A 22,917-nucleotide genomic window follows, 5' to 3' on the forward strand; every position below is an offset into this window, starting at 1 on the left:
ACTTACACCAATCGCTCTACTTATAAAATACATCCTGCGAACAATTGACGACATGGAAAAAATAGAGGTTCTTCTTGAAAAAAATCGACCAATATGTCTAAAGACCGATTTAATTCGTATTTCGCCTGTTGGCTCCTACATATTCAGTTGGCGTCATTCCCGTATATTTCTTGAACACTTTGCTGAAATACTGTGCGTCTTCAGGATAACCTGCTATAACGGCAATGTCGTATATCCTTAGCTCGTTTTCCTGCTCCATATATTTTTTGGCAAGCTCCATTCGCAATTGAACGAGATAGTTGGAAAATTTGTTTTCCATCCGCTTCGCGAACAGCTTCCCCAGATAGTCCACGTTGACATACAGAAGCTCGTTCGCAATCCACTTTAAGGACAATTCCGGGTTACTTACATTTTCGCCAACGATTTGCAAAACAGAATCGATCAGATCATTTTGCTTCTTCGCCGCTAGTCCTGAATTTCGTTTGGCCAGCTCAATGGCCGTTTCCTCTAGAAACTGAAATGCCCCTCGCAAGGATGCTATCTCATACAAAATAGGAATTTTCGGGACGAATTCATCCAGTCCTTCCTCCGTTTGCCTAATCACAGTTAGAAACAGATCCAGGCAAAAATGCTTGGCTTCTTTCCGATCAAAAAGACCCGTCTCAAAGGAACGAATAGCATGTTGTATCGTATCTTCAACCAAGTCTAAGCGCCCTGATTGAACGGCTGATGTCAGCCGTTCCGACAAGATGGCCGAATCTACCGGAAGACTTCTCCCGGCGGTCAACACATCCTGCGGCGTAACAATGTATCCCTCCTGGAAGGCAGATCCCAAACTCAAACAATGCTTCACACGCTCATACATAGGGCGAATGTTATAGAAACCGCCTTCATCGCTAATCGCGACAATCAATTCAAGCTTGTAATAAGCTTTGTATATTCGTTGTACCAGCTTAACCTTCTCTGATAACGGCAAAAAATCATCAGAGCTGACGAGCAGCAATACGTGGTCTTGAACGATAGTCGTCAAATACGCACCACCTGCCTCGAACACTTCTTCCGCAATATTTTTAAGGGCAAATTTCTGGAAATACTCGGTTGTTTCTTGAAATGTAAACAGCAGCAGTTTAAACATTTGCTGCCTTATCATGAACAAATCCATAAAGTAGTCGCAGTCCTGCTTATTGTAAATACCCGTTAGGACAATATCCCGCAGCAGTTGGTCCTTCACATGAGGCAGCACCTTGCTGAAATCGCTTTGCAGCCGTTCATAAAATTGCTGTTGCTCTGCTCTTTCTTCCAGCTCTACAACGACTTGCTGGAGCACTTCCAAGATTTTCACCTCGTTAGACGGCTTTAGAAGATAATGCTTTACACCATGCGTCATGGCTACACTTGTATAGTCATAATCCCCATACCCAGATAACACAATGTATTCGGTTCGTGGAGACTCCTCCTTCAGCAGTTCAATCAAACGCAGTCCATCCATAAGCGGCATTCGGATGTCGGTGATGACAATATCAGCGGGCTCCTGTCGCAAGCGGTTCAGCGCTTCCTCCCCATTGCTAGCAGTGCCTAACAATTCAAAACCGTAGCTTTCCCATACGATCAACTTCGCGATACTTTCTCTTGCAAGCTTCTCATCATCTACGATCAACACTTTATACATAGCTGTCTTCTCCTTTTGGTATCGTAATTCGAATGCTTGTCCCTTCCGACAGAGCACTCTCGATTTCAAAATGGTAACGCTCTCCGTAAATAATCTGCAATCGGTCATATATATTTTTCAAGCCGATTCCCGTTCCTTTCGCTTCGACGTTAAATTGTCGCAGAGCTTCTAAGAAAGTCATATCCATCCCAGGACCGGTATCCGAAATAATAAAGGTCAATTCCTGATTTTCTTCGTCGATTTCCGCTTTTATCGCAATTCGACATACATCGATCATTTGGTCAACTGCATGATGAATCGCATTTTCGACAATAGGCTGCAGCGTAAACTTGGGTATCTGAGATGCCATAACCTCTTCCGGAACGTCTACTACAAATTCGATTTTGTCCGCATAACGCACCTTCTGAATATACATGTAGCCTTCGATTAGCTCGAGTTCCTCTCTGATCGTAACCATCGTCCGTTTATCGTCTATGGAAACCCGGAATATTCGGCTTAGCGACTCAACCATCGTCGATATAATCTCGTCATTATTCGATCTCGCCATCCAGTTAATGGAGCTTAACGTATTATAAAGAAAGTGCGGATTAATTTGCGCTTGTAACGCTCGATATTCCGTGTCTTTTATTACGATCTGTTTTTTATAGTTTTCATCGATAAGCTGTTCAATATTTCGAACCATGTTTTGAAATCTTTTGTGCAAATAGCCGATCTCATCCATTCGCGGGACAGAATTAGTCTCAAGGGTCGATACGCTCCAATCGCCTTTCTCCACATTCCGCATCTGATTTGTTAATAAAACGATTGGTCTAGTCAATGTTCGCGCGAACATGTAGCTTATTACGGATGCCACGGCTACCATGATTACTACAATAGTAATAATCGTATTGCGCACAGCCCTTTTCTTTTGGAAAATATCATCGTAAGGAGTAAGACTAATGTACTTCCACCCCGTAGAGGATGATCGCGTATAGGCTAAGAAATAGGTTTTGCCCTCGATTTTTTCAAGAAGAAACCCTTGTTCTTCAGGGAACTGAACCGATTCAATCGAAAAGCTCTTGAACGCTTCCCCATTGGGACGATACAGCACCCCTGAATTCGAAATGACAAACAATTGTGCAGACTGGTTCATTGTCGGCCGGAAATGCCTTTCGACCAAACCGTCGTAATCGACGCGAAAAATAAGTGTACCGAGCGGTTCCAGAATCGGATCAAATATGGAACGGATTTCTCTGGCTGAGATTAAGTCATCCCCTGATTCAATCCATACACCTGCGCCCTCCCTGAGATGGGCCTTGTCAACGATGTCCTGCACTAACTTCTCGTCGTTCGTTACGTTATTTTGTCCGACAAAAAAGTTGTACCCTTCTGTATTTAGAAAGCGGATGGAAGAAATGCTCTTCTCCGTTAACATGTATTGAAGAACTTTGCTCTTGAAATCCGTCATTCTTCTTACACGTTCATAAGACGATAATACTCCCCTTATATTGATTAGCTGCTCCTGAATACGAGAATCAAGCGCCATGTTCACGGATAGCTTCTCAATATTTCCGATCTCATTCTCGATTCCCGACACCGATAAATTCATCGCCCGTGAGGCGTGATCATACAGCATTTCATCGTAAGTTTTGAACGATAGCGTCATAGCGACAACGAAGCCAGCGCACACGATTCCAGTGAGGAGCAGCATAATGAGAATTAATTTATGCTTTATTTTCATTCTGTTTACCATTTTGAGCATATGGCCCTCCTTAAGTTCATCCATTATTCCTTTTGCCTTCTGATGTTTATCGTCCCGAATTTTAATTTTCGTTCGTATGTTTAAACCTCACCAGAGTAGGTAGCGCTTTCATTAAGAACTTCCGCTTATTTGTTCATTCAGTATGATATCGTAATGCGAAGCTTGTCAATGCAGCCATCCTTGGATGACATGCACTGACCCATCACTTATTGAAGAACATATTAGTTAATCATAGACGACAAATAGCGCCGCAGGCGTAAGTGCCTGTGGCGCTATTTTAGCAATGGACCACAATGGTTTCAGTTCATTTCTTTGCCATTATGAGATGTTCCCCAACCTGAGTATCAACACTGTATTATTTCGTTTCCTGTGCCAATACTTTCAGCAGAACCGTCACTGCCTCAGCTCTTGTTGCAAGGTCTTTAGGGGCAAATTCATTATTGCCTTTTCCTTGCATTAGACCTGACTGCTTCATGAAAGCAATACTGCCGATCGCCCATGTCGGAATGCTTTCATCATCAGCAAATCCAGTTATCGCATTCGCTTCACTAGCGTGACTTAATGCGATCGCGACCATTGCTGCCATCTCGGCACGTGTAATTTGTGCGTTCGGACGGAAGCTTCCATCCTCGTAACCGTTAATAATACCTGCTTGCAGAGCTTGTCCAACTGCTTGCTGAGCCCATGCCCCAATACTTGCTGTATCCGTGAAAGTCAAAGCCTTTCCTTCAACCTGTGGCTTCAGCATGTTCATCAGCATCACAACAAATTCTGCGCGCGTTACAATTTCACTCGGTTTAAACGTACCATCTAGGTAGCCATTCACGATACCGCTGCTAACCGCTTGCTTAATATTTGCCTCTGCCCAATGTCCAGAAATATCGCTAAAGCTAACGTTCACTGCATTAGTATCCACAGCGAGTACCGCAAACTTCGTAAAGTGATTAACCGTTACGGTAATTGTATTGCCGCTTACTTTGCTGCCTATGACCTCAACCCATATCTTTTTCACTTCGTCATAGTAGAATATAGCAGCTCTTTGGTTATTCGTTAGGCTTGTCGGATTGAAGACGAGGCTCAGCGAAACCGGCTTATTGAAGTTCTCTGAAAAGTTTTTCAGTATTTCGAAAACGGAGCTTAGCAGAATCTCTTCCTTCGTTAGCAAGCTCTGCGTATTCTGTACTTTCTCAATCGTAACTTTCAGTTCTTTGCCTGTCGCATCCTCAGGAATAGCAATTGATGCGTCATCGCCTAAGCTAACTTTGCCTGCACTGCCAGCTGGGACTGTAATTGAACCATTTGTAGATGTGACGGTTTCAATCGGTTTTGGTGTTGTGACAGCTGTTGATGATGGTGTCGTTGGTACCGTTACAGGTGTCGGTGATGGACCGTCTGTTGGCGGTGCAGCATTCACTGTCACTACATACGTAACCTTCGTAATTCCATCTTGTGCTGTGACGATTACCTTTATACCCGTTGCCAAAGCTGTTGCTACAGTTGTCCCATCAGCTTCAAACACTCCGAACGATGCTTGTGCTGCTGGCGTAATTGCATTCACAACAGCAGTTAACGTCGTTCCGAATGGTATGCCCGTAATCGTTTCATTGGCAGTTCCACCTATGCTCACTGTACCTATAGTCGATGTCAGCGTTGCCGCCGTACTCGCCGGTGCAGTTGCTGGGAATACCGCTGTTACAACGCCTGTATTCGCTGCATGAGTTGCTGTTGCTCCAGCTACAGTAAAGCTGTTCGCTTCCACACCTGTTAATGTGTATCCAGCCTTTGGTGTAATCGTAATCGTTGCTGTATAAGCTGTATTTGGCGCATATTGTACAGCTTCCGGCGACCAATTAATTGCGGCTGTGTACGCTGTTGTTTCCACTAGAGTCGTTACGGGAATTTCGCCGTATACAGGTGCCGTTACACCTGTGATCGCTGTTGCAGAAATAACGGTCGCTGTTGCTGGAAATACCGCTGTAACAACGCCTGTCTCCACATTATTTGTTGTGGATGTCGCTCCTTGTACGGTATAGAAGTCTTCATCCACACCTGTTAATGTACGCCCTGGTTTAGGCGTGATTGTTATGGCTGCTGTATATGCAGTATTGCCAGCAAATGTACTGCCTGCAGGCAACCAAGTAATCGTCGCTGTATAATCATCCGTTTCCGGCAGCTCAGCTACTGGTGTTTCTCCTGTTACTGGTACAGTAACACCAGCAATGGCTGACGTTGTGATTGTCGCAGCTGTTGCTGGGAATACCGCCGTAACAACACCCGAATCCGCAGCACTAGTTGTCGTTATTGCTCCAGCTACAGTAAAGAAGTCTTCCGCTACGCCAGTTAATGTATAGCCTTCTTTTGGTGAAACAGTAATGGTTGCCGTATAAGCTGTATAGGTCGAGAAAGTGACAGAAACAGGTGACCAGGCAATCGTTGCTGTGTATTCACTTGTATCTGTCAAAGTTGTTACAGGTACAGCTCCCGCCTCTGGAACCGTTATGCCAGCAATGGTTGCCGTTGTAATGGTCGCAGCTGTTGCTGGGAATGCTGCTGTTAAACCACCTGAACCCGCTTCATTGGATGCTTGTGCTCCAGCAACCGTATAGTAGTCATCGGTTACACCAATTAATGTGTATCCTTCTTTCGGAGTAAGAGAGACAGTAGCTGTATACGCTGTGCTAGGAGCAAAGGTTGTATGAACTGGTGACCAGTTAACCGTTGCTGTGTAAGCTGGTGCGTCCAGCTCAGTTACTGGCGTCGCTCCTGCTACGGGCACCGTTACTCCAGTAATGGCTGCAGCAACTGTGGCATCTGTTGCTGGGAACAGTGCTGTAATAATGCCTGCATCCGCATCATTCGATGCTGTTGCTCCATAGACTTCGAATAAATCCTCCGTTACGCCTGTTACTGTATATCCATTCTTCGGCGTAATCGTTATGGTTGCTGTATAAGCTGTATTCGTAGCAAATGTGCTATGTGCAGGTAACCAAGCAATCGTTGCTGAGTACTCGGTCGTATCCGCTAATGTTGCTACCGGTGTTTCACCTGCTGCTGGCACCGTTACTCCATTAATCTCAGAGCTAGTAATGGTGACGAGCTTGATATTCTCTGCAATAACATTCAATACTTGTTCGTAAGATGCCGGTTGATCGCTTGTTTCCGCTGTTCGTACATAAATCTGATCTCCTGCGCTGACAGAAATATTGTCCACGCTTGTTTCATCAGCATTAACCGCTGCGTATGAGCCCTCATTAATTTTATACTCCAGCTCATCTGTCATATCGATTAACTTCGTTGTACTCGGATTCGTTCCAGCTACCAGGCTTGCTTCTGGTGCCGCCGCTGGCTTGATGTCCGCACTGCTTACCGTCCATGTTTTTGATACCGAATGATTGGCTGTTAACCGTACCGTAATAATATCGTTGATACTTGCACTAATATCATCTGAAGTACCTGTGAAAGGCGTGTAGGTACTACCATCCGTCGAATACTCCATGCCATTGTCAAAATAACTCAGCTTTGTTGTACCGCCATCCGTTCCTTGCGTCAACGCACCCTTCCATAGTTGCGGGTATTGACCAGCAACAAAATACCAAACCGAAGGATCCCAGCTGCCGAATGTGGCTGCATCCTGCATCTGGGCGGTTGTTCTAGGATCACCTTTTCCCGTATCCGATTTCCCTGATGTTGTGCTGTTATAAAAGCTGCCGCTGAAAGATGCAGATCCCGTTCCAGCATAAATTCCCAGCAAGCCACCAACATCAAATCCAGTTCCGGTTACTACGCCTGTGGAGTAGCTGCTCGCGACGGTCCCGCCAAAATAACCGTTATTAATTCCAGCCAAACCACCTACATTATTTACACCTGTCACACTTCCCGTCGCATAGCTGTTTCTAATCGGTCCTTCCATATTATAGGCAACTAAACCGCCTACATAATCCGCTGTTCCTGTTATATTTCCAGTCGCATAGCTTTGGCTAATGGTACCTTGGTTTTGTCCTACCAGCCCTGCTACAAAACCGAGTCCCGTTACATTAATGGTCGTGTAACTGTCTACTATGGTTCCAGTGTTTACTCCTGCTAGTCCAGCTACTTGACTAGCAGGACCTGCGCCAGTGACAACGCCTGTTCCGGTTACATGACTATTACGAATCGTTGACCCGTAGTTATTTCCAACCAGGGCACCAACAGCACTACCCGTTTGATCACTTTTCTGACCTTTAACATTCACGTTCTCCAGAATCATATTGCTCAAGGAACCACCTTGTATAATTCCGAACAACCCCACCTGATTTGCATCTCTATCTATTTTTAAATTTTTAATTTTAAACCCATTACCGTCATAGTTTCCTTGAAACCTTTTATCATCATACCCATAACCATTGAATGTATGATACCCAATCGGATTCCAGTTCGCGTATGCACTTAAATCAATCTCTGCGGTCTGTTCAAAATAGAGACCCCAATCCAAATAATTTCTGACCTCGTCAAGCTGAGCTGCCGTTGCAATTAGATAAGGGTCGTTTGCCGTACCTGTCCCCCCAGCAAATACTGCTGCATGCGCTTTGTCTCCTCCAACAAACAGCCCGCTAAACCCACCTAGCAACAGTAACATAGCTAGCATGCTGGATACTGCTCTTTTAAACGTATAACTCAATACAATTCCTCCTCTATGATGTCTGCTCCTAGCGCGAATAAGCATAACAGACACCAATGACGAGAAAATGACAAACTTCGACTAAGCCATGTAATTATAACGCACAAAACCCTCTTAACAATAAGAGGGTAAGTGGCAGGTCGCTATTCGGCAATTCCATAAAATGGCTCAGTTTAGGCTCAACTCAAAGGGAATATCTTTCGTGAGCGGATACTCCCTCCCATGAATACGTACGGTTCCTCCCGCTTGATTCGTGACGATCTGCAAGGTTTGTTTCGAAAGCTCAACGGATACCGTTCCCTTGTTTAACGGAACGGTTCCTTTAATCCATTCTAATCCGCCAAGCTGAGGCTCTACAACGAAGGTGTCGTATCCTGCTGAGGTAGAATACACACCTAAATAATACCGCCCTAGCAAATAGATCGGACTCGCTCCCCATGCATGACATAAGCTTTTGCCATAACGATCACCATACATGCCATAACGCTCAAGATCGGTTACTTCGGGATTATACTCCTCCCAGAATGTAGTCGCCCCAAGCTGAAGCATGCCGCCCCAATATTGCTCGATCTGATCGGTGACATACGCAAGATGGCCGATATTGCACATAACCTCCAGCTCATAAAACTTGAAATAAGGCGTACTGATCTGAGGCACGGCATCGTTGAGCATCACGTTTGCGATAATACTCTCCCGCTGCTCCTTATCCGCATATCCCCACAGCAGCGCGAATATGTTGGCATGACGGGTAACGTTGCGTTTGCCCGATTCAGAGCTGTCTATATACGCTCCCCGCTCTTCGTCCCAGAAGGATGTTATAATTTTTTCTTTCAATTCATCATAACGCTTCATATAACGTTCTTCGCCAAGGCCAAGCCGTTCGCCGCATGCCCATGTCGCCTTCAAGCTCTCCGCGAACAGCATTTGTTCAGCACTCACGGCACCGGTTTTGTCGATTTCCGCCCAGTCGATGAAGACCCAATCTCCCTCTCTGCCTCGGATGAAACCGTCCGCGTCCGCAAGCGAGATACAATAATCCATCATGGATTTCATTCGCGGGTAGATAAAGGTAATAAAGTCCATGTCCTTCGTTGCTTGATAATACGCCTCAATACTCATAATCCAGTAGAAGGAGTAGTCAAGAATCGTATTGATATGCTTCACAATCGGGTCTTTGCCGCGCAATGCAATAATTGTCCGCTTCGTAATATCCGTATCAAAATAAAGGTAGTTGTTGATCAAGTAGCTTTGGTAAGCGTCACCGGACCACACCCAACGATCTCGTTTGATTCCATCTAGGAAGAACTCCCGACTGTTCAAGTGAAACGTATATTCTGCCGTATTCCATATTCGATTGACCATCTCATTCGAGCAAGTGAAGCTTCCTTTTTGATCAAATGGCAAAAACTCATACCAAGCGGTCAGCTTGAATAGCTCCGTCTCTGCCCCCTGAATAAACACATACCGGAATGCCCGTGGAGGACAGCGATAGGCATCGCTACCCGCAGGAACCGAATCAATTAAAATACTGTGCTCCGTATCTAATGCCTCTTCGATTGATTCTCCGTAAAATAGCAAAATCTCGTTAGGCGACTGCAATTGCTCGAATGATAAAGCTGCAAAGGTCTCTTGTCCGTAGTCGTACAGAATGCCGTCCACTCTTGTCTCTATCGATACAGGCTTTATTTCCTCATAATGAAATGCAAATAGGTTAGGGTCATCTTCTTTATTCAGATACAGCTCGTTACAACCGGCAGGAAGCCAGTCGAAGCTGAAATTATTTGCCTCCCAAGTCGAGTCGCTGGCACTTTGATCCCCATCCACATAGACACATGGCAATCCGTCCGTACGGGCAATACTTATGATAATCTCATGCTCGCCAGGCGTTAGAGTAACAGGGTTGCCGAAGGGGAGCTTCCGCCCATCGACCATCACGTGTCCGATACCATGGGCATATACGGTCATTTCCTCCGAATTGTCGCAATGCACCTGTTTACGAAAACGCACATTGTGATAGCAGTCGTCCAATCGCCAAAAGGCCGGCCAGTAATGATGGCGTTCTTCGCGCCTAGTGTTTAGCAGCAAATGATGAAAGATTTCGAAATCGCCAGGATACCAAATCCACACAGGTTTTTTGTTCAAATCGTCCTCATCCTTTCGCAGCTCCTGCTGAGAGCGGAAATTGTTTAATACAGCCATTATATCAATTGCAAGCCGTACGTTTCCCTTTAATATAGACATTTAATCCCTTCAATAAGGACATCTGCATGAAGTTAAGCTATACTATTCGTACTAACGATACGAGGAATGATTCGATGGATCGCAAACACCAAGTGTTCAGCAGTCATATTTTTCTCCCGAACAATCTGCATATGTGGGTAAACCGATATACCGAGGACTTCATGGTTCCATACCATGAGCATGATTTTATCGAGTATTGTTATGTTGCCGAGGGGAGTGGCTTTCACCATATTGAGCAAGAGACGTTCCCCATTCACAAAGGCTGGCTATTTATCATCCCGATTGGTGTCGCTCATGTATTCAGGCCGTCTACCTCCGAGCGTTCCAGTAAACCTCCTATTGTGTACAATTGCTTGTTCGACACTCATCTGGCGACCGAGCTATCCAGCCTGCAAGAGCAGCCTGTTCAAGAGCATTTGTTCAGCCTAGGAAACAATACCATGTCCTACTTTTCAGTCTACGACCGGGATGGGTCTATCGAAATCATCATGCAGAAGCTGTATCGTGAAATGTCCGTGCGAGATACCGGCTCCAAAACGATGTTATATACGCTATTAAGCCAGCTCATCGTCACGGTTTATAGGCGGAGATATGGCGATAAGAATCCGTTAACACATGAATCTGCTGACTTTAATGATGTCATTTATTATTTGGATCAACACTTTAATCAGGCAATAACGCTGTCGGGGCTATCCCGCTTTGCAGGCTGGAGCGAAAGACATCTCCAGCGCCTTTTCCTCAAACATACCGGACAAACCTTTGGTTCCTTTCTCCAAAATCTTCGTATACAGAAAAGCTGTGAACTGCTGCGCAGCAGCGGACTTAAAATAAACGTGATTGCGGATGCGGTCGGTTATCGCAGTATTGACTCATTTAACTCCGCATTCAAAAAAACGGTTGGCCTCACCCCGACAGAGTATCGTAAAGCTTCTTTCACCTAATGGACGCAAAACAGCCTGATAGATCTAAGAGCTTGATCTATCAGGCTTCATCTCGTTTTGAGTTGTACTAGTAGTGCTAACTAATTATTAATGGTTATACAGAAGTTGTGGTCTCCTCAACAATGACAAATCCCCAGCTATCTAACTCGATTGATTCGCCGGAAGTAATACTCCGCTCAGACAACAGTTCGATTCCGCCACCATGTGGGTAAGTGAAAGACTTCGGACTGCTAGAATAGTTGAAATAATAACGAATGGCTCGTCCTGCTTCATTTATCCCGTTCTTAACGATCAATGGAAAGCGCAGCTCCTGATCAACACCCATTAATCCTGCAGCCTTGCAAGCTCTCTCCAATACTTTCCCTGCAACCTCTGGACTTGGCATGTAACCGATATAGGTTGCCGTACCAAGGCCAAATTGGTTTTCCGTTATAGCTGCATATTTCCCCCAGTGCGGATGATCATACCAAGCAAGCACCTCAGCCGTTGTTGGCGTAAGCAGCTCCATCCAAACATTAACACGGTTAGACTCCACTTCAACGTCGAAAGGATTTCCTTTTAGCGAAACTTCATTAGGTTCTACAAACTGACTATATTGAACGCCGCACGCTTTCTCAATTATGGCTGGTTGCATGCTGGCTCGAACCTGAATTTGTTCATTTGCGAACCCGCTCTTGAACGTATAGACAACATGGCCGCCATTCTCGACGTATTGATTCAGCTTTTCAAGCAGCTCATCCGAAGCCGCATAAAGTGCTGGTACCACAATCAGACCATAGCTGCCAAAGCTATCGGACGAGCCTGGATACAGCAGATCACAGCCAATATTCATCTCATACAGCTGATCATAGAGCACGCGAACGATTTCATTATAACGCACTTCACCGCCAGGCAGCTTGAACCATTCGATTGCGGTTAACGCCTCGTTACTGACAAGCATTGCAACTTTGTTTTCCTTTTTCAGATTAATAAGATTAGCAGATAGGCGCTTGAAATCTCGGCCAATCGTCATTGCTTCCTCATACGTTGGATTCGTTCCCAGATCATGACTGAGCAAGCCTTTCCAATACGTTTCAATCGAATTATGAATTGAATGCCAATGCCAATATTCAACCATATTGGCCCCAGAAGCGAGATGGCTGAAGGCTTGTAGACGAAGCTGACCTGGATAAGGCGTCCAATTCGGGAACGCCTGCGCTTGTGTCTCAAGCACGAAATAATTTTTACCCTTTAGCGAACGAGTGGAATCCCCGCCAAATGAGATTTCCTTGCCAGTCAGTTCATCCTGCGATGGATGATAAATATCGACTCCCGCAATATCGAGTGCCTTGGCTGCTTCGAAGTGATCGACATCCTTCTGGACACCAAACGAATGACCGCGCCAATCAAAATCAAAGTTATGTGTCACAAACTGACCAGGCTGCTTGTACTCATTCACAATCAAAACCTGCCAAGCTAGAAAATCAGTAACGAGCTGACGCTGGAAACGAGAGAACTCGGCACCGAGACTGCCGTTAATTGTACCTACAACAGAAGGGAAGTCCTCCCAGCTATTAATGCGATTACTCCAATAATCGAGGCCAAATTCCTTATTCAGCCTCTCTATCGTACCGAATTTCTCCTTCATATACTTGACGAAGCGGAGCTGTACGTTAGGACCACTCGTCTCGTAATGCTTCGTTTCGTTATCTACCTGATAACCAATTACGGCAGGATGGCTGCACACTCTTGCAATAAGCTTGCGAATAATTCGCTCTGAATAGAAAAGATACGCTGGGCTTATAATGTCCATAATCTGCCTCGCGCCATAGCGTCCTGGCCCCCTCGGCGTCTCAGCGAGCACCTCTGGATGCTCTTTCACCATCCATGTCGGCACAGCATACGTCGGCGTTCCGACAATAACGTGAATATCTGCTTTATGCATCGCATCGAGCACACGGTCAACACTGGAAAAGTCAAAGACGCCATTTTGCGGTTCATGCGTACTCCAACTCGATTCGGCAATGCGGACGAGATTAATGCCGGCAGCCTTCATCATTCGAATATCTTCCTCAAGCCGCTCATAAGGCATATATTCATCATAGTAAGCTACACCGTAATATAATTGCTGCATCTCTCAGCTCTCCTTTTATTCACCTGTTTATCGTTGAATAGGTTCCTTCAACACCCTATACTCGAAGGAATCTGTAACCTTATTTTAATAGACAAGCGGACATGAATAAATGACAAAAAGATGCGACCTGTATTAAAATATTGTCATAGATTTGTTTTTAACCTATTAGATAAGCGTATATATAATACTATTCATTTAAAATAATGCGATTCAAGGAGTTGCTATGAACGAGCACAATTTTCTGCCAAAACCCTTATTCACCAGACATGTATGCTTCCCGGATTATATAGGCGGTTTCAGTAATTATCCCGATCATATTGTCAACCGTGAATTCCAAACCAAAGAATTTAATCTCCACCGCAATTACAATTTGCATATTGTGCTTGATGGCAAAGGATACGTGACAACAGAAGGTAAGCGTTATGAGCTATTGAAGGGGCAAGGCTTTCTCTATGGGCCTGGTATGAGACAAAGCTATTACTCGGATGCAAGCGAACCTTGGAGCATTCGGTGGGTTCATTTCTATGGGGAGCGATTGGAGGAGCTATTAGACAGCAGAGGCCTTGATGAGCCATGGTTATTTTCCTTATCTCACTTATCACCCGTCGAGAGCTTACTCGAGAAATTGTTGACGTTAGGCGAAGCCTATCAGATTGATGATGAATACACCGTCGCTTCAACTTTATACGAGCTTCTGACAAGGCTTTTGAACACTTCTGATCGACTAAATGTTCCGCTTAATTATGCATCAGACAAAATTCGGGCCGTTGCCAATTACGTTCGATCGCATAGCCAAGAGCCTTTCTCGATCGAGAAAGCCGCAGCTCTTGCTGGATACAGCACCCATTACTTCAGTCGCAAATTCGGCCAGACGTTCGGTAAATCGTTTCCGGATTTCTTATTGGAATCCCGGCTGGTCCAAGCGAAGCGCCTTCTTGCTTCAACGGGACTATCCGTGAAACAGATCGCACTGGAAACAGGCTTCTCGCAGGCTAGCTACTTTAGCTCATGCTTCCGTCAGTTAGAGGGGATGACGCCTGTACAATTTCGAAGTTTGCATAGGATTGGGGATGAGTAATAATTTGAGGCAGGAAGAAACGGTCGTCTAGTATTGACTGCTTCTTGAATAGTGAAGTGCACCCCTATGATAGACATTGGATAAACCCCCTGATTAAACCGATGAAATTATAGGGGGTGCACTTCATATACTCATATCTGGCTTTTCATTTATCTCAACCCTTTTATATATATCCACTTATATCTGAACTATTTTCAATCTGCTTAAATTCTTCGTAATCTAATTCAAAATAAATATCAGATGATTTAGTATATTCTACAAAAATATAATTGAAAAGGTAGTTATTCTTCTTAATAACATTTAATATTTTATAAATCAAATCGCGCTCTTCCGCCAAATTTCTCTTATTTATTTCTTTATCTATGTCAATATATATATACGTACCTTCTTGCAGATACTTTTTAATCTCATGATAATTAGGTGGGGCACTTTTAGTATTTTCATTTTTTTCGTATGCTGATGAATTCTGAATTATTATTTTCCCACTAACCTTATCATTTAGAAATGTTGAATCAAGATACTTACTTAACTCATTGTTTACTTGAAAAGTCCAATAATATATAAAGTAATTATCGATAAGTTCATTTTTATTATTTGGATTTTGCCACACTCCAAATTTTATATCCTTTAATTCTACTGGACTAACTTCAACTGAATATGTATTTTCTTTAAAGCTGTATATCACATCAGAATTAAGAACCATTTCATGAGAATAATTTTTTTTCAGATATTCGTTTGCATCATGTTTAAATTTAATCTTTCCCCACGGAGTTCCATAAAATAAGGAAAAAATCCAAAATAAAATAACCATGAAGATAATAATAACTGTCATTATCCATAATATATTTTTTTTCATTGCCTTGCCTCCCACAAGAATGTTCTCTGGCATTTACTTACTCATTCAAACTCAGTAACAAAGTTTCCAGAAAACTAGAAGAAGATATGTAATGCCCCCATTGTCAAGACACGATTTCAGAGAAAATAAGTTATGTCCTCCTTTGATTGTGATAGGGGAGCGAGCCCTAATTAACGGCCCGCGCATAGACTTTATCCGACTTGGCATATCAAAACGCTTGATGGGAACATTCGGTATGATAAAAGCGTAGATACGTTGTAATCGCTCTGAGAAAAACCCGGTGATTTTCGTATTCATTCAGGTAGATTTCCTCATATTTGAGCGAGCGAAAAAAGCGTTCCGTGCGACTGTTATCACGCACACGACCCTTGCCATCCATGGATACTTTCACATCGTGTGCGCTAAGCAGCTCCAGGTAATCTGCATCTGTAAAATGGCTGCCTTGGTCGCTGTTCATGATTTCGGGCTGACAGCGCCCCAACGCCACTTTCAGGCAGGCATAACAAACGCTTTCTCTAGTGTGCTCAAGAGCCCATGTTCGATGATTTTGCGGCTGTACCAGTCGATGATGACAAAGAGATACAAGAAGCTCGGATCGACAATCATCAACGGATTATTATGCACATAAGTATATAAATTCAAACTAAGCGGATTCGTTAATTCCCCTTCATACGTATCCTCATTAATAAAATGACCCACTAGCGTTGCATAAATGTTCTCGGAATTTTCAATATGTTCAGTGATTACGTTATCTGGACATAAAAAAGATCCTTTACAATGGAATGACAGGTAGTTCCCGTCCAAAATTCACTAAAAGGACCAATCACATGGATAAGGATACCCTATTCGCTACCTCTTCCTTAGATATCCAAAAGGATATGCCCCTTACTATTAAAGGAATTGACTTTCCTAGACTTTCGTAATTAAATCAAGAACAATTGTATGAGCCGTCCTTCTTTCGCATTAATGGTTTAAAAGTATACCCCACTTTAGGTTCAAACAAAGAAGAAATCGACAAATTGTCCTTTACAAATCTAGAATAGCTTCCTCCTGTAGCAATCTCAATTATAGGTTTATTTAAATCGTCTAACGTGTAATTTTCACTGATTATAATATCAAATTTACCTTCTAATAGATTCCCTATACCCTCGTTTGTATACGGAAACTCAACAAACGTTGCTTTATTATTCTAATCCTAATTCCATCTTTATCAAATCCCATTGGAAACATTAAAAGCTTATTTGATTTAATGTTTTTAAATACAGCCACACTGTATATGATTCTCATTGTTCTCTCCTCATGAAAATTGTTATTAAACTCCCCAACTCATTCTTCTAGTATACAGCGAAAAAGGCACTGCTCCATTAACAATTTGGGAGAGCAGTACCTTCTATCAATTCGTCTTTTCAGTGCTATCCAGGCTTAATGCGAATAATAAGGCCCCTCAGCTAATCCGCTCCAAAAACAAAGTCGAATTAATTACCACTCCATCCTCCGGACAAGTTCGTCCTACAATTCTCCACCTCTGCTCACTCAACTGGGATTCATCAATCGCTTCGTACATAATCTGCTTCATCCCAACAGCTGTCCGAACAGCTACTAGGGGCTCCGAGGAGGTACAACTAATACGCTCAAGCACTGCCTGCTTATTTCTCACGAGACTTGCCACGAAGATTCGGCTATAAGCGCTGTAATCGAACGCACATCCATTCTCCATCACGACCTTCACCTTATCCTCTAATCCCATTTTCGCAAGAAAAGAGCTTGACACCTCGCACGCAGCTGGGTCGATATCCAGGCAAATGACCTCCACATCTCCGAATAGGTGCATAATAATAGGACTCAGCGGCATCGGCCCGCTGCCAACAAACACAATCGGCGTATTTTCACTCTGCCCGTCTTCCCGAATCAACTGGCGAAGCATGGACAACTCCTCGCCAACTAGCGCCATGTATATCGTCCAATAAGGCAACCGCGTGATGTTATCCAGAACGGGCCCTTCTGCATCGCAAATAGCTCGAGAATCAGCCAGCTCAACTTGAAATTCGGCTTCTGACAGCTTATCCTGCAGCACACGCTGGTTCATTGCCATATATTCATGACTAAGTACAGCCTTGATTTCCTCGGGAGAATAGTACGTGCGCAATTGCTGTGAAAGACGTCCAATCATTTGCGTCACCTGGTGATTAGCAGGAGATAAGTCATCCTCTGTATGAAGAAGTTCATTTAATTCGCGGATAAAATCGATAAAGCCATTAACCTTTTCCATGTCTGTCGTGCCACCATCATCGCCATTATGTATAGTCGTAACGGTTGAAAAACGCTCCATTTTCTCTATTCCTCCTTCATTCACATCCACCTTCACTCTAAGAATATATTCGTATGATCAAACTTGTAGACGAATGCTCGGACGAGTTATTCCGTAATCAGCTTCAATAGGCAATTATTAGATGATCCTATAGCAATCACAGACTATCGCCCATTTAGAACTGAAAATGAATTGAAATGAGAATGATTATCACATATACTGAAGACTACATCTTTTGCTATGCCCGTTCAGGAGGAACCTATGAATCATCACCGTCTTATCCAGCATTGGGTCCATTCATCTTTCCATATATTTGATATTCGACACTTTATTTTACTACCTGGAGAAGCTCTGCCTTCCTACCCACTTCCGGCTAACGCCTTTCTGCTGCTGTGCAGAGGGCAGGGAACTGCAATGATTAACGGCAGCACCTTTACTCTGGCACGCAGCTGCTTGCTGCATGGCGGCAAAGGTCTTCATCTACAAATACACAGTGTGGAGCAAATGGAATATTATTTGATTTTGTATAAAAGCGATCCTACATCATACCTTCATACTCTTCCTTCATCAGAGTCTGCAGTGGACAATACAATGACCGCTCCCATTGGCTTTGTCCCAGAATATCCGTTACTGCTGCAGCAACATGCCCGTGATATGTATGATGCCTGGTTGAATGGGGGCGATTTGTCCCGCTTTCGAACGAAATCGATTTTTTATTTGTTTATGCATGAGGTTTTGCGCCAATTGGATAATCCCTCCATGTTGACCGACAAGCCCGACCTTGTAGATCAGATGATCCGCTACATCGAGGAGCATATGCTGGAGGCAATCACGCTCGAGAGTATTGCACAGGAGTTTAATTACAACGTCCAATATATATCGAAGAAATTCAAAACCAAGACGGGACGCAGCCCGATTGACTATCTCATCCATGTCCGTATGGAAAAGGCCGCTAGGTTGCTGCTGGAAACGGATGGAACAATTCAGCATATCGCCCAAAGCGTTGGTTATAGCGACTTGTTTTATTTTATAAAAAGATTCAAAAAGCACACTGGACTTGTTCCCGGACAGTTTCGGAAGCAGGCTGCACAATCGTGCCTACCGGATGTTCCAATAAAGAGGCTCAAATCGTCCATATGGCGTTCGTCCACTCTCCCCTATACTAAATCTCGTACCATTAACAACGAGTTTCGAGTGAAGAAGGGAGATTCCAACGTGTCAAAAGAATTTAGAACACCACTTGCTGCAGCGCTGCTGCTTTGTATGATGATCATGATTAGTGCCTGCGGCGCAGAATCGCCAGCCTCTCCGTCAACACAGCGTGTCCAATACGAGCATGCAATGGGCGTAACGGAAATTACCGGCATTCCAAGCAAAATCGCTGCAGCAGACTACCGTATTCTGGATACTTTATATGCGCTAGGCATTAAACCATACGCGACCACCACTTATGGTGGATCGACCGTGCTGCCTTATTTGGAGAAAGAGGTACAAAACGAGTCTATTCTGCCTCTAGGAGATAAAATCAATCTCGAAGCGGCTGTCGAAACAGAGCCAGATCTGATTATCGCCCGCCATATCGAGCAGAATGTTTACGAGCAATTAAGCAAGGTCGCCCCTGTTCTAGTCTTTCGTGGTGATGGGGATTGGCGTGAGGAAATCTTAGACATTGGCAGCACAATCGGCAAGGAAGCGGAAGCTGCGGCTTGGCTTGAGCAATATGATCATAAAGCGGCAGACATTAAAGCAAAAATAGCTGGGCATGTAGCTCCTAATGAAACCTTCTTGTTTGTGCGTCTCCAAAAGGATATGCAGGCTGCAAGCCCCAATGTACATCTAGCTGCTACGCTTACCAAGGATTTGGGCTTAACCTATGTTGCACAGCTCGAAAATCAGGAAGAGAGCTACACTACTTTGTCGCTGGAAGTGCTGCCAGAGCTGAATCCCGATCATCTATTCATGACAGTAGGCAAATCTACGGTCAGCCATGATGAAGATGCCGAGAAGCTGCTGGCTGAGATGAAGCAATCGGCGGTTTGGAGCAGTCTGAAAGCCGTTCAACAAGGCAATGTACACATCATGCCGCAATGGGTATTTGGGGATTATCCGAATATCAAAAACAAATCGCTGGAGCTGGTGGAAGCTGCGCTTGTGAAACCACGGTAGTCCTTTGCAAGCAATAAGCACTCACTCCTAGCATAAACAAAACGCCCCGCTTCCGATAAAGGAGGCGGGGCGTTTTGCGATCATCCACATTGTATTAGCTAGCAGTACGATTACTCCTATTAGGAACTTTCAATCAAGACCAGCTCTGCATTCTTGTTACTGCATGACTTATTCAACGACATCAATATCGTCTTTGGCGTGAAGCCGATCATGCTCCTTCTTCTCGATCCAACCGCCTACCCGAATAAAGAAAAACGCAGTCACGATTGTGAATATGACGATACCATAGAACCCTGCCCCGATGCCGATTCCAACCCCGCCAGCGAATAGTATCATCGCCGCAGAGGTTAGCCCCTTCACCTCGAAGCCTGTTTTCATAATAAGTCCCGCTCCAAGAAAACCGAGACCAGAAACAATCTGAGCCGTCAAGCGCATCGGATCCATCATCGTTCGCTCATGCATATGGCCGTATCTTGCCACGCTCTCAATCGAGATAATCGTGATCAGTGCAGATGCGACTGTGACGAACGTATACGTCTTCACACCAGCAGGCTTATGCTTGTGCGTACGGTCAAAACCGATCAACAGCCCCAGAATGGCACTAATGAGAATGCGGAAATACATTTCAAACTCGGTGAAAAAATCAACAATGAAAGAAATAAACTGTGTCATAAACCCGCCTCATTTACTCAGAAACACCCTCGTTTCAACCGGGGACCGGCGAGCAAGAGCTTCGTTCAATTATTTTTTGCTTCATTATAGCCATAAGTCATATGTCCAGCGGAGTGTGTTAGGCTTATATTGTACCATATGCAGCTGAAGCTGCATTTGATGCTCCTTCATCGCTTGGGCAAGCGGCCCCTCTAAGCCATTAGAGTAAAGCTTCGATACAAGCTTGTGATGAACGCTTAAAAGCTTTTAATTCCTCCGTGAGATGATATGCTGTGAAATAATTATAGCTTAATTCGCTCAGTTGGGGTACTTCTTTCACCAATTTTTCAGTATGGTACGCTTACCGGAGGTTGGAGCAATGAATAATTTGAGCTGTTCTATAGCCTGTCGCAGACAGAGAAATAGCCCTTCAGTCAACTTGAAGGGCTCAACTTCGCAATAAACAGCTTTGCTGTACGTATTAGACAAGCTCAGCGTTTAGTCGATCTATGAGTTCAATCAGTTCAAGCGGCTCACGTACTGTAAACGTAGGTCGCTCCAGCTCGTCCGCAGGCTCGTGAGAGTATCGCGTCGTCCAGCTTTGGAAGATGCTAACCATGCCGAGTGCATTGGCGCCCTTCATATCGCGGCTCAAATTGTTGCCGATCATGACAATGCGGGGATAATCCGCTTCGGACAAATCCAAAGCGCCAACGGCAGCTTTGAACATTCGTGGACTCGGCTTACTTGCCTTCACCGTTTCGGAGTAGATCATGGTTGTAAAATAATTGTATAGATCATGCTGCTTAAATACGTTTTTGAATGATTGCGCATCGCCGTCTGCGACCAGTGCAAGTGTATAGCCTTTGTCGTACAACGTCTTAACCATGACATCTGCACCTGGAATGAGTTCTGCGTGAAGAACGATTCCCTCATCGTCCCTTACTTCCGTAGATTCATCGATAATCGTATCACCGCTATCCAAAAATACGATTAATTTTTTGTCCATTTGTCATACAACCTTTCCCATGTCAATTTGCCAATGCATTCAGCAATCATGAAACAACGCTTTCATAAAGATCAAGCAAGCTCTATTTATACCAGGTAAAGCGCTTAATCTAATGATACATAGATGCAACGCGCAAATCAACCCTAAGTTTATAGACCCTATTGTTTCCACTCTTCCCGCAATATAGCGTAGTAATATTCATCCCACCATTCATTCTCATGAGGGATACATTTCTTAAAATAACCTTCTCGCCTCATTCCGATCTTCTCCATTACCCGATAAGATGGAATATTTTCTGGCTGACATGTAGCAATAATACGATGCAAATTCATTTGCTCAAATCCATATTTCAATATGGCTCCAGCTGCTTCTGAGGCGTATCCTTTATTGTGAATGCTCGGATCAAAAACCCAACCGATTTCATAGGTATGCTCACCAAAATATTTATGAAAAACAATGTGACCACATACTTTTCCGCTTTCCTTTAATACGACAGGAAATTTTCGAGCTTGCTCGCCTATGTTTTCCTCAATGTCATAGCCGAACTTAAAACCATAAGTTCTAGTCTTCAACAACCGACTTAAGCCGCATCGCCAGATCAACACGGCGGGTCGTGATGGAGTGAACGCCCCTATCAGCCAAAGCAGCCATCTGGTCTGTCTCGTCGACCGTCCACACATAGATTAACAATCCGCATTCGTTTGCAGATGCGAGCAGTTCCTCCTGAACATAGAGTTGCTGAATATTGATTCCGAAGCAGGAGGCGGCCATCGCGGTATCGATGGTACGCTTTACTGCCTCTGAGCTTGGCAGAGTTCGGAACAATTCCGCATCGGCATTAAGCAGCCTCGGAAGCCATGGTGCCACGGCTTTCGCCACAAGCGCCCTATTCGCGTCACAGCCGCTCAGGAAAGCTCGCTGCTCCAGCCCGTACTTCCGCACAGCATCCGCTGATCGCGCAATCGCTTCATTCACTTTAATATCCAGATTCACACGGCAGCCTGCGCTCTGAACGGTCGCAAGCAGCTCATCTAACGTTCCGATCCGGATCGATACACTGCTTTCCGCATGTGCCGGAACGATATCCAAATGCCTAAGCTCATCGTACGTTGATGAAGATATACGAATACGTGTACCATCCTTCAGCAATACAAATTCATCATGGAATAGCACCGGGATACCATCTCTTGTTACGCGAATATCATCCTCAACAATATCGGCTCCGAACGCAATTCCCGCTAAAGCAGAGTCGATCGTATTGTCCAGCTTGCCCATGCAGCCGGTATGGGCCGTAACCAAAGGAAATGTCATTACTGTTCTCCTCTTTTCTAATCTTGCGGCTCGACTGAAATAGACTAACGTCACTCATTTGTTGAAATAAGGAAGAGGGGTTAAACCCTTGCTGCCATACAGAAGTGATGTCGTCACCATCATAATGCACACGTACATTATAGATCAACTGATAAACGAAAATGTACCCTCGTTTT

General features: G+C 44.3%; 14 protein-coding genes and 1 pseudogene. 3 read left to right on the forward strand and 12 right to left on the reverse strand.

Features of this window, described 5'->3' with window-relative positions; translation table 11 throughout:
- Positions 1–109: 109 nt before the first annotated feature.
- The 4 genes from FGT79_RS07880 to FGT79_RS07895 all read right to left on the reverse strand — a co-directional run bounded on the left by FGT79_RS07880 (position 110) and on the right by FGT79_RS07895 (position 10,308).
- Positions 110–1,669 carry a response regulator transcription factor gene (locus FGT79_RS07880; protein ID WP_171056118.1) on the reverse strand — a complete coding sequence of 520 codons (1,560 nt, stop codon included), beginning with the start codon at positions 1,667–1,669 and terminating at the stop codon, positions 110–112.
- Entirely contained in the window at positions 1,662–3,410 is a 1,749-nt protein-coding gene (locus FGT79_RS07885; protein ID WP_171056119.1) for a cache domain-containing sensor histidine kinase, read from the reverse strand. Before FGT79_RS07885 ends, FGT79_RS07880 begins: the two co-directional genes overlap by 8 nt.
- Positions 3,411–3,765: 355 nt before the next feature.
- Positions 3,766–8,067, reverse strand: coding sequence for an S-layer homology domain-containing protein (locus FGT79_RS07890; RefSeq protein WP_171056120.1), 4,302 nt, complete (start codon positions 8,065–8,067; stop codon positions 3,766–3,768).
- A 168-nt stretch (positions 8,068–8,235) separates the two neighbouring features.
- Positions 8,236–10,308 (reverse strand): alpha-L-rhamnosidase-related protein, encoded by a 2,073-nt coding sequence (locus FGT79_RS07895; RefSeq protein WP_212758521.1) that lies wholly within the window; start codon positions 10,306–10,308, stop codon positions 8,236–8,238.
- Positions 10,309–10,382: 74 nt separating this feature from the next.
- Between FGT79_RS07895 and FGT79_RS07900 the strand changes: the two genes are divergently transcribed.
- Positions 10,383–11,249, forward strand: a complete 867-nt coding sequence (locus tag FGT79_RS07900; RefSeq protein WP_171056121.1) for an AraC family transcriptional regulator — start codon at positions 10,383–10,385, stop codon at positions 11,247–11,249.
- A gap of 94 nt (positions 11,250–11,343) precedes the next feature.
- On the opposite strand, the gene FGT79_RS07905 is transcribed toward FGT79_RS07900, so the two are convergent.
- Positions 11,344–13,362: a beta-galactosidase gene (locus tag FGT79_RS07905; RefSeq protein WP_138752153.1), complete on the reverse strand. Its 2,019-nt coding sequence runs from the start codon at positions 13,360–13,362 to the stop codon at positions 11,344–11,346.
- Positions 13,363–13,585: 223 nt separating this feature from the next.
- Here FGT79_RS07905 and FGT79_RS07910 point away from each other — a divergent pair, with 223 nt between their 5' ends.
- On the forward strand, positions 13,586–14,440 hold the full coding sequence (locus FGT79_RS07910; RefSeq protein ID WP_138752154.1) for a helix-turn-helix transcriptional regulator: 855 nt from the start codon (positions 13,586–13,588) through the stop codon (positions 14,438–14,440).
- 163 nt (positions 14,441–14,603) lie between these two features.
- On the opposite strand, the gene FGT79_RS07915 is transcribed toward FGT79_RS07910, so the two are convergent.
- From FGT79_RS07915 to FGT79_RS07925, 3 genes are all read right to left on the reverse strand, one after another.
- Positions 14,604–15,296, reverse strand: coding sequence for a YfjL-like protein (locus FGT79_RS07915; protein WP_138752155.1), 693 nt, complete (start codon positions 15,294–15,296; stop codon positions 14,604–14,606).
- Between the two features lie 208 nt (positions 15,297–15,504).
- Complete coding sequence (locus FGT79_RS32520) at positions 15,505–15,783, reverse strand: hypothetical protein (protein WP_484217458.1); 279 nt, start codon at positions 15,781–15,783, stop codon at positions 15,505–15,507.
- Positions 15,784–16,740: 957 nt separating this feature from the next.
- Positions 16,741–17,625 (reverse strand): nicotianamine synthase family protein, encoded by an 885-nt coding sequence (locus FGT79_RS07925; protein WP_138752156.1) that lies wholly within the window; start codon positions 17,623–17,625, stop codon positions 16,741–16,743.
- A gap of 240 nt (positions 17,626–17,865) precedes the next feature.
- Here FGT79_RS07925 and FGT79_RS07930 point away from each other — a divergent pair, with 240 nt between their 5' ends.
- Positions 17,866–19,770 carry an AraC family transcriptional regulator gene (locus FGT79_RS07930; RefSeq protein WP_171056122.1) on the forward strand — a complete coding sequence of 635 codons (1,905 nt, stop codon included), beginning with the start codon at positions 17,866–17,868 and terminating at the stop codon, positions 19,768–19,770.
- Positions 19,771–19,938: 168 nt separating this feature from the next.
- On the opposite strand, the gene FGT79_RS07935 is transcribed toward FGT79_RS07930, so the two are convergent.
- The 4 genes and pseudogenes from FGT79_RS07935 to FGT79_RS07950 form a co-directional block, all read right to left on the reverse strand.
- Positions 19,939–20,442 carry an MgtC/SapB family protein gene (locus FGT79_RS07935; RefSeq protein WP_138752158.1) on the reverse strand — a complete coding sequence of 168 codons (504 nt, stop codon included), beginning with the start codon at positions 20,440–20,442 and terminating at the stop codon, positions 19,939–19,941.
- 460 nt (positions 20,443–20,902) lie between these two features.
- Positions 20,903–21,430 (reverse strand): HAD family hydrolase, encoded by a 528-nt coding sequence (locus FGT79_RS07940; protein ID WP_138752159.1) that lies wholly within the window; start codon positions 21,428–21,430, stop codon positions 20,903–20,905.
- Positions 21,431–21,588: 158 nt separating this feature from the next.
- Positions 21,589–21,963 (reverse strand): annotated as a pseudogene (locus FGT79_RS07945) (GNAT family N-acetyltransferase); the annotation flags it as partial.
- A 28-nt stretch (positions 21,964–21,991) separates the two neighbouring features.
- Complete coding sequence (locus tag FGT79_RS07950) at positions 21,992–22,741, reverse strand: glycerophosphodiester phosphodiesterase (protein WP_138752161.1); 750 nt, start codon at positions 22,739–22,741, stop codon at positions 21,992–21,994.
- Positions 22,742–22,917: the final 176 nt, after the last annotated feature.

The sequence above is a fragment of the Paenibacillus sinopodophylli genome, from assembly GCF_005930355.1.
Taxonomy (GTDB): domain Bacteria; phylum Bacillota; class Bacilli; order Paenibacillales; family Paenibacillaceae; genus Pristimantibacillus; species Pristimantibacillus sinopodophylli.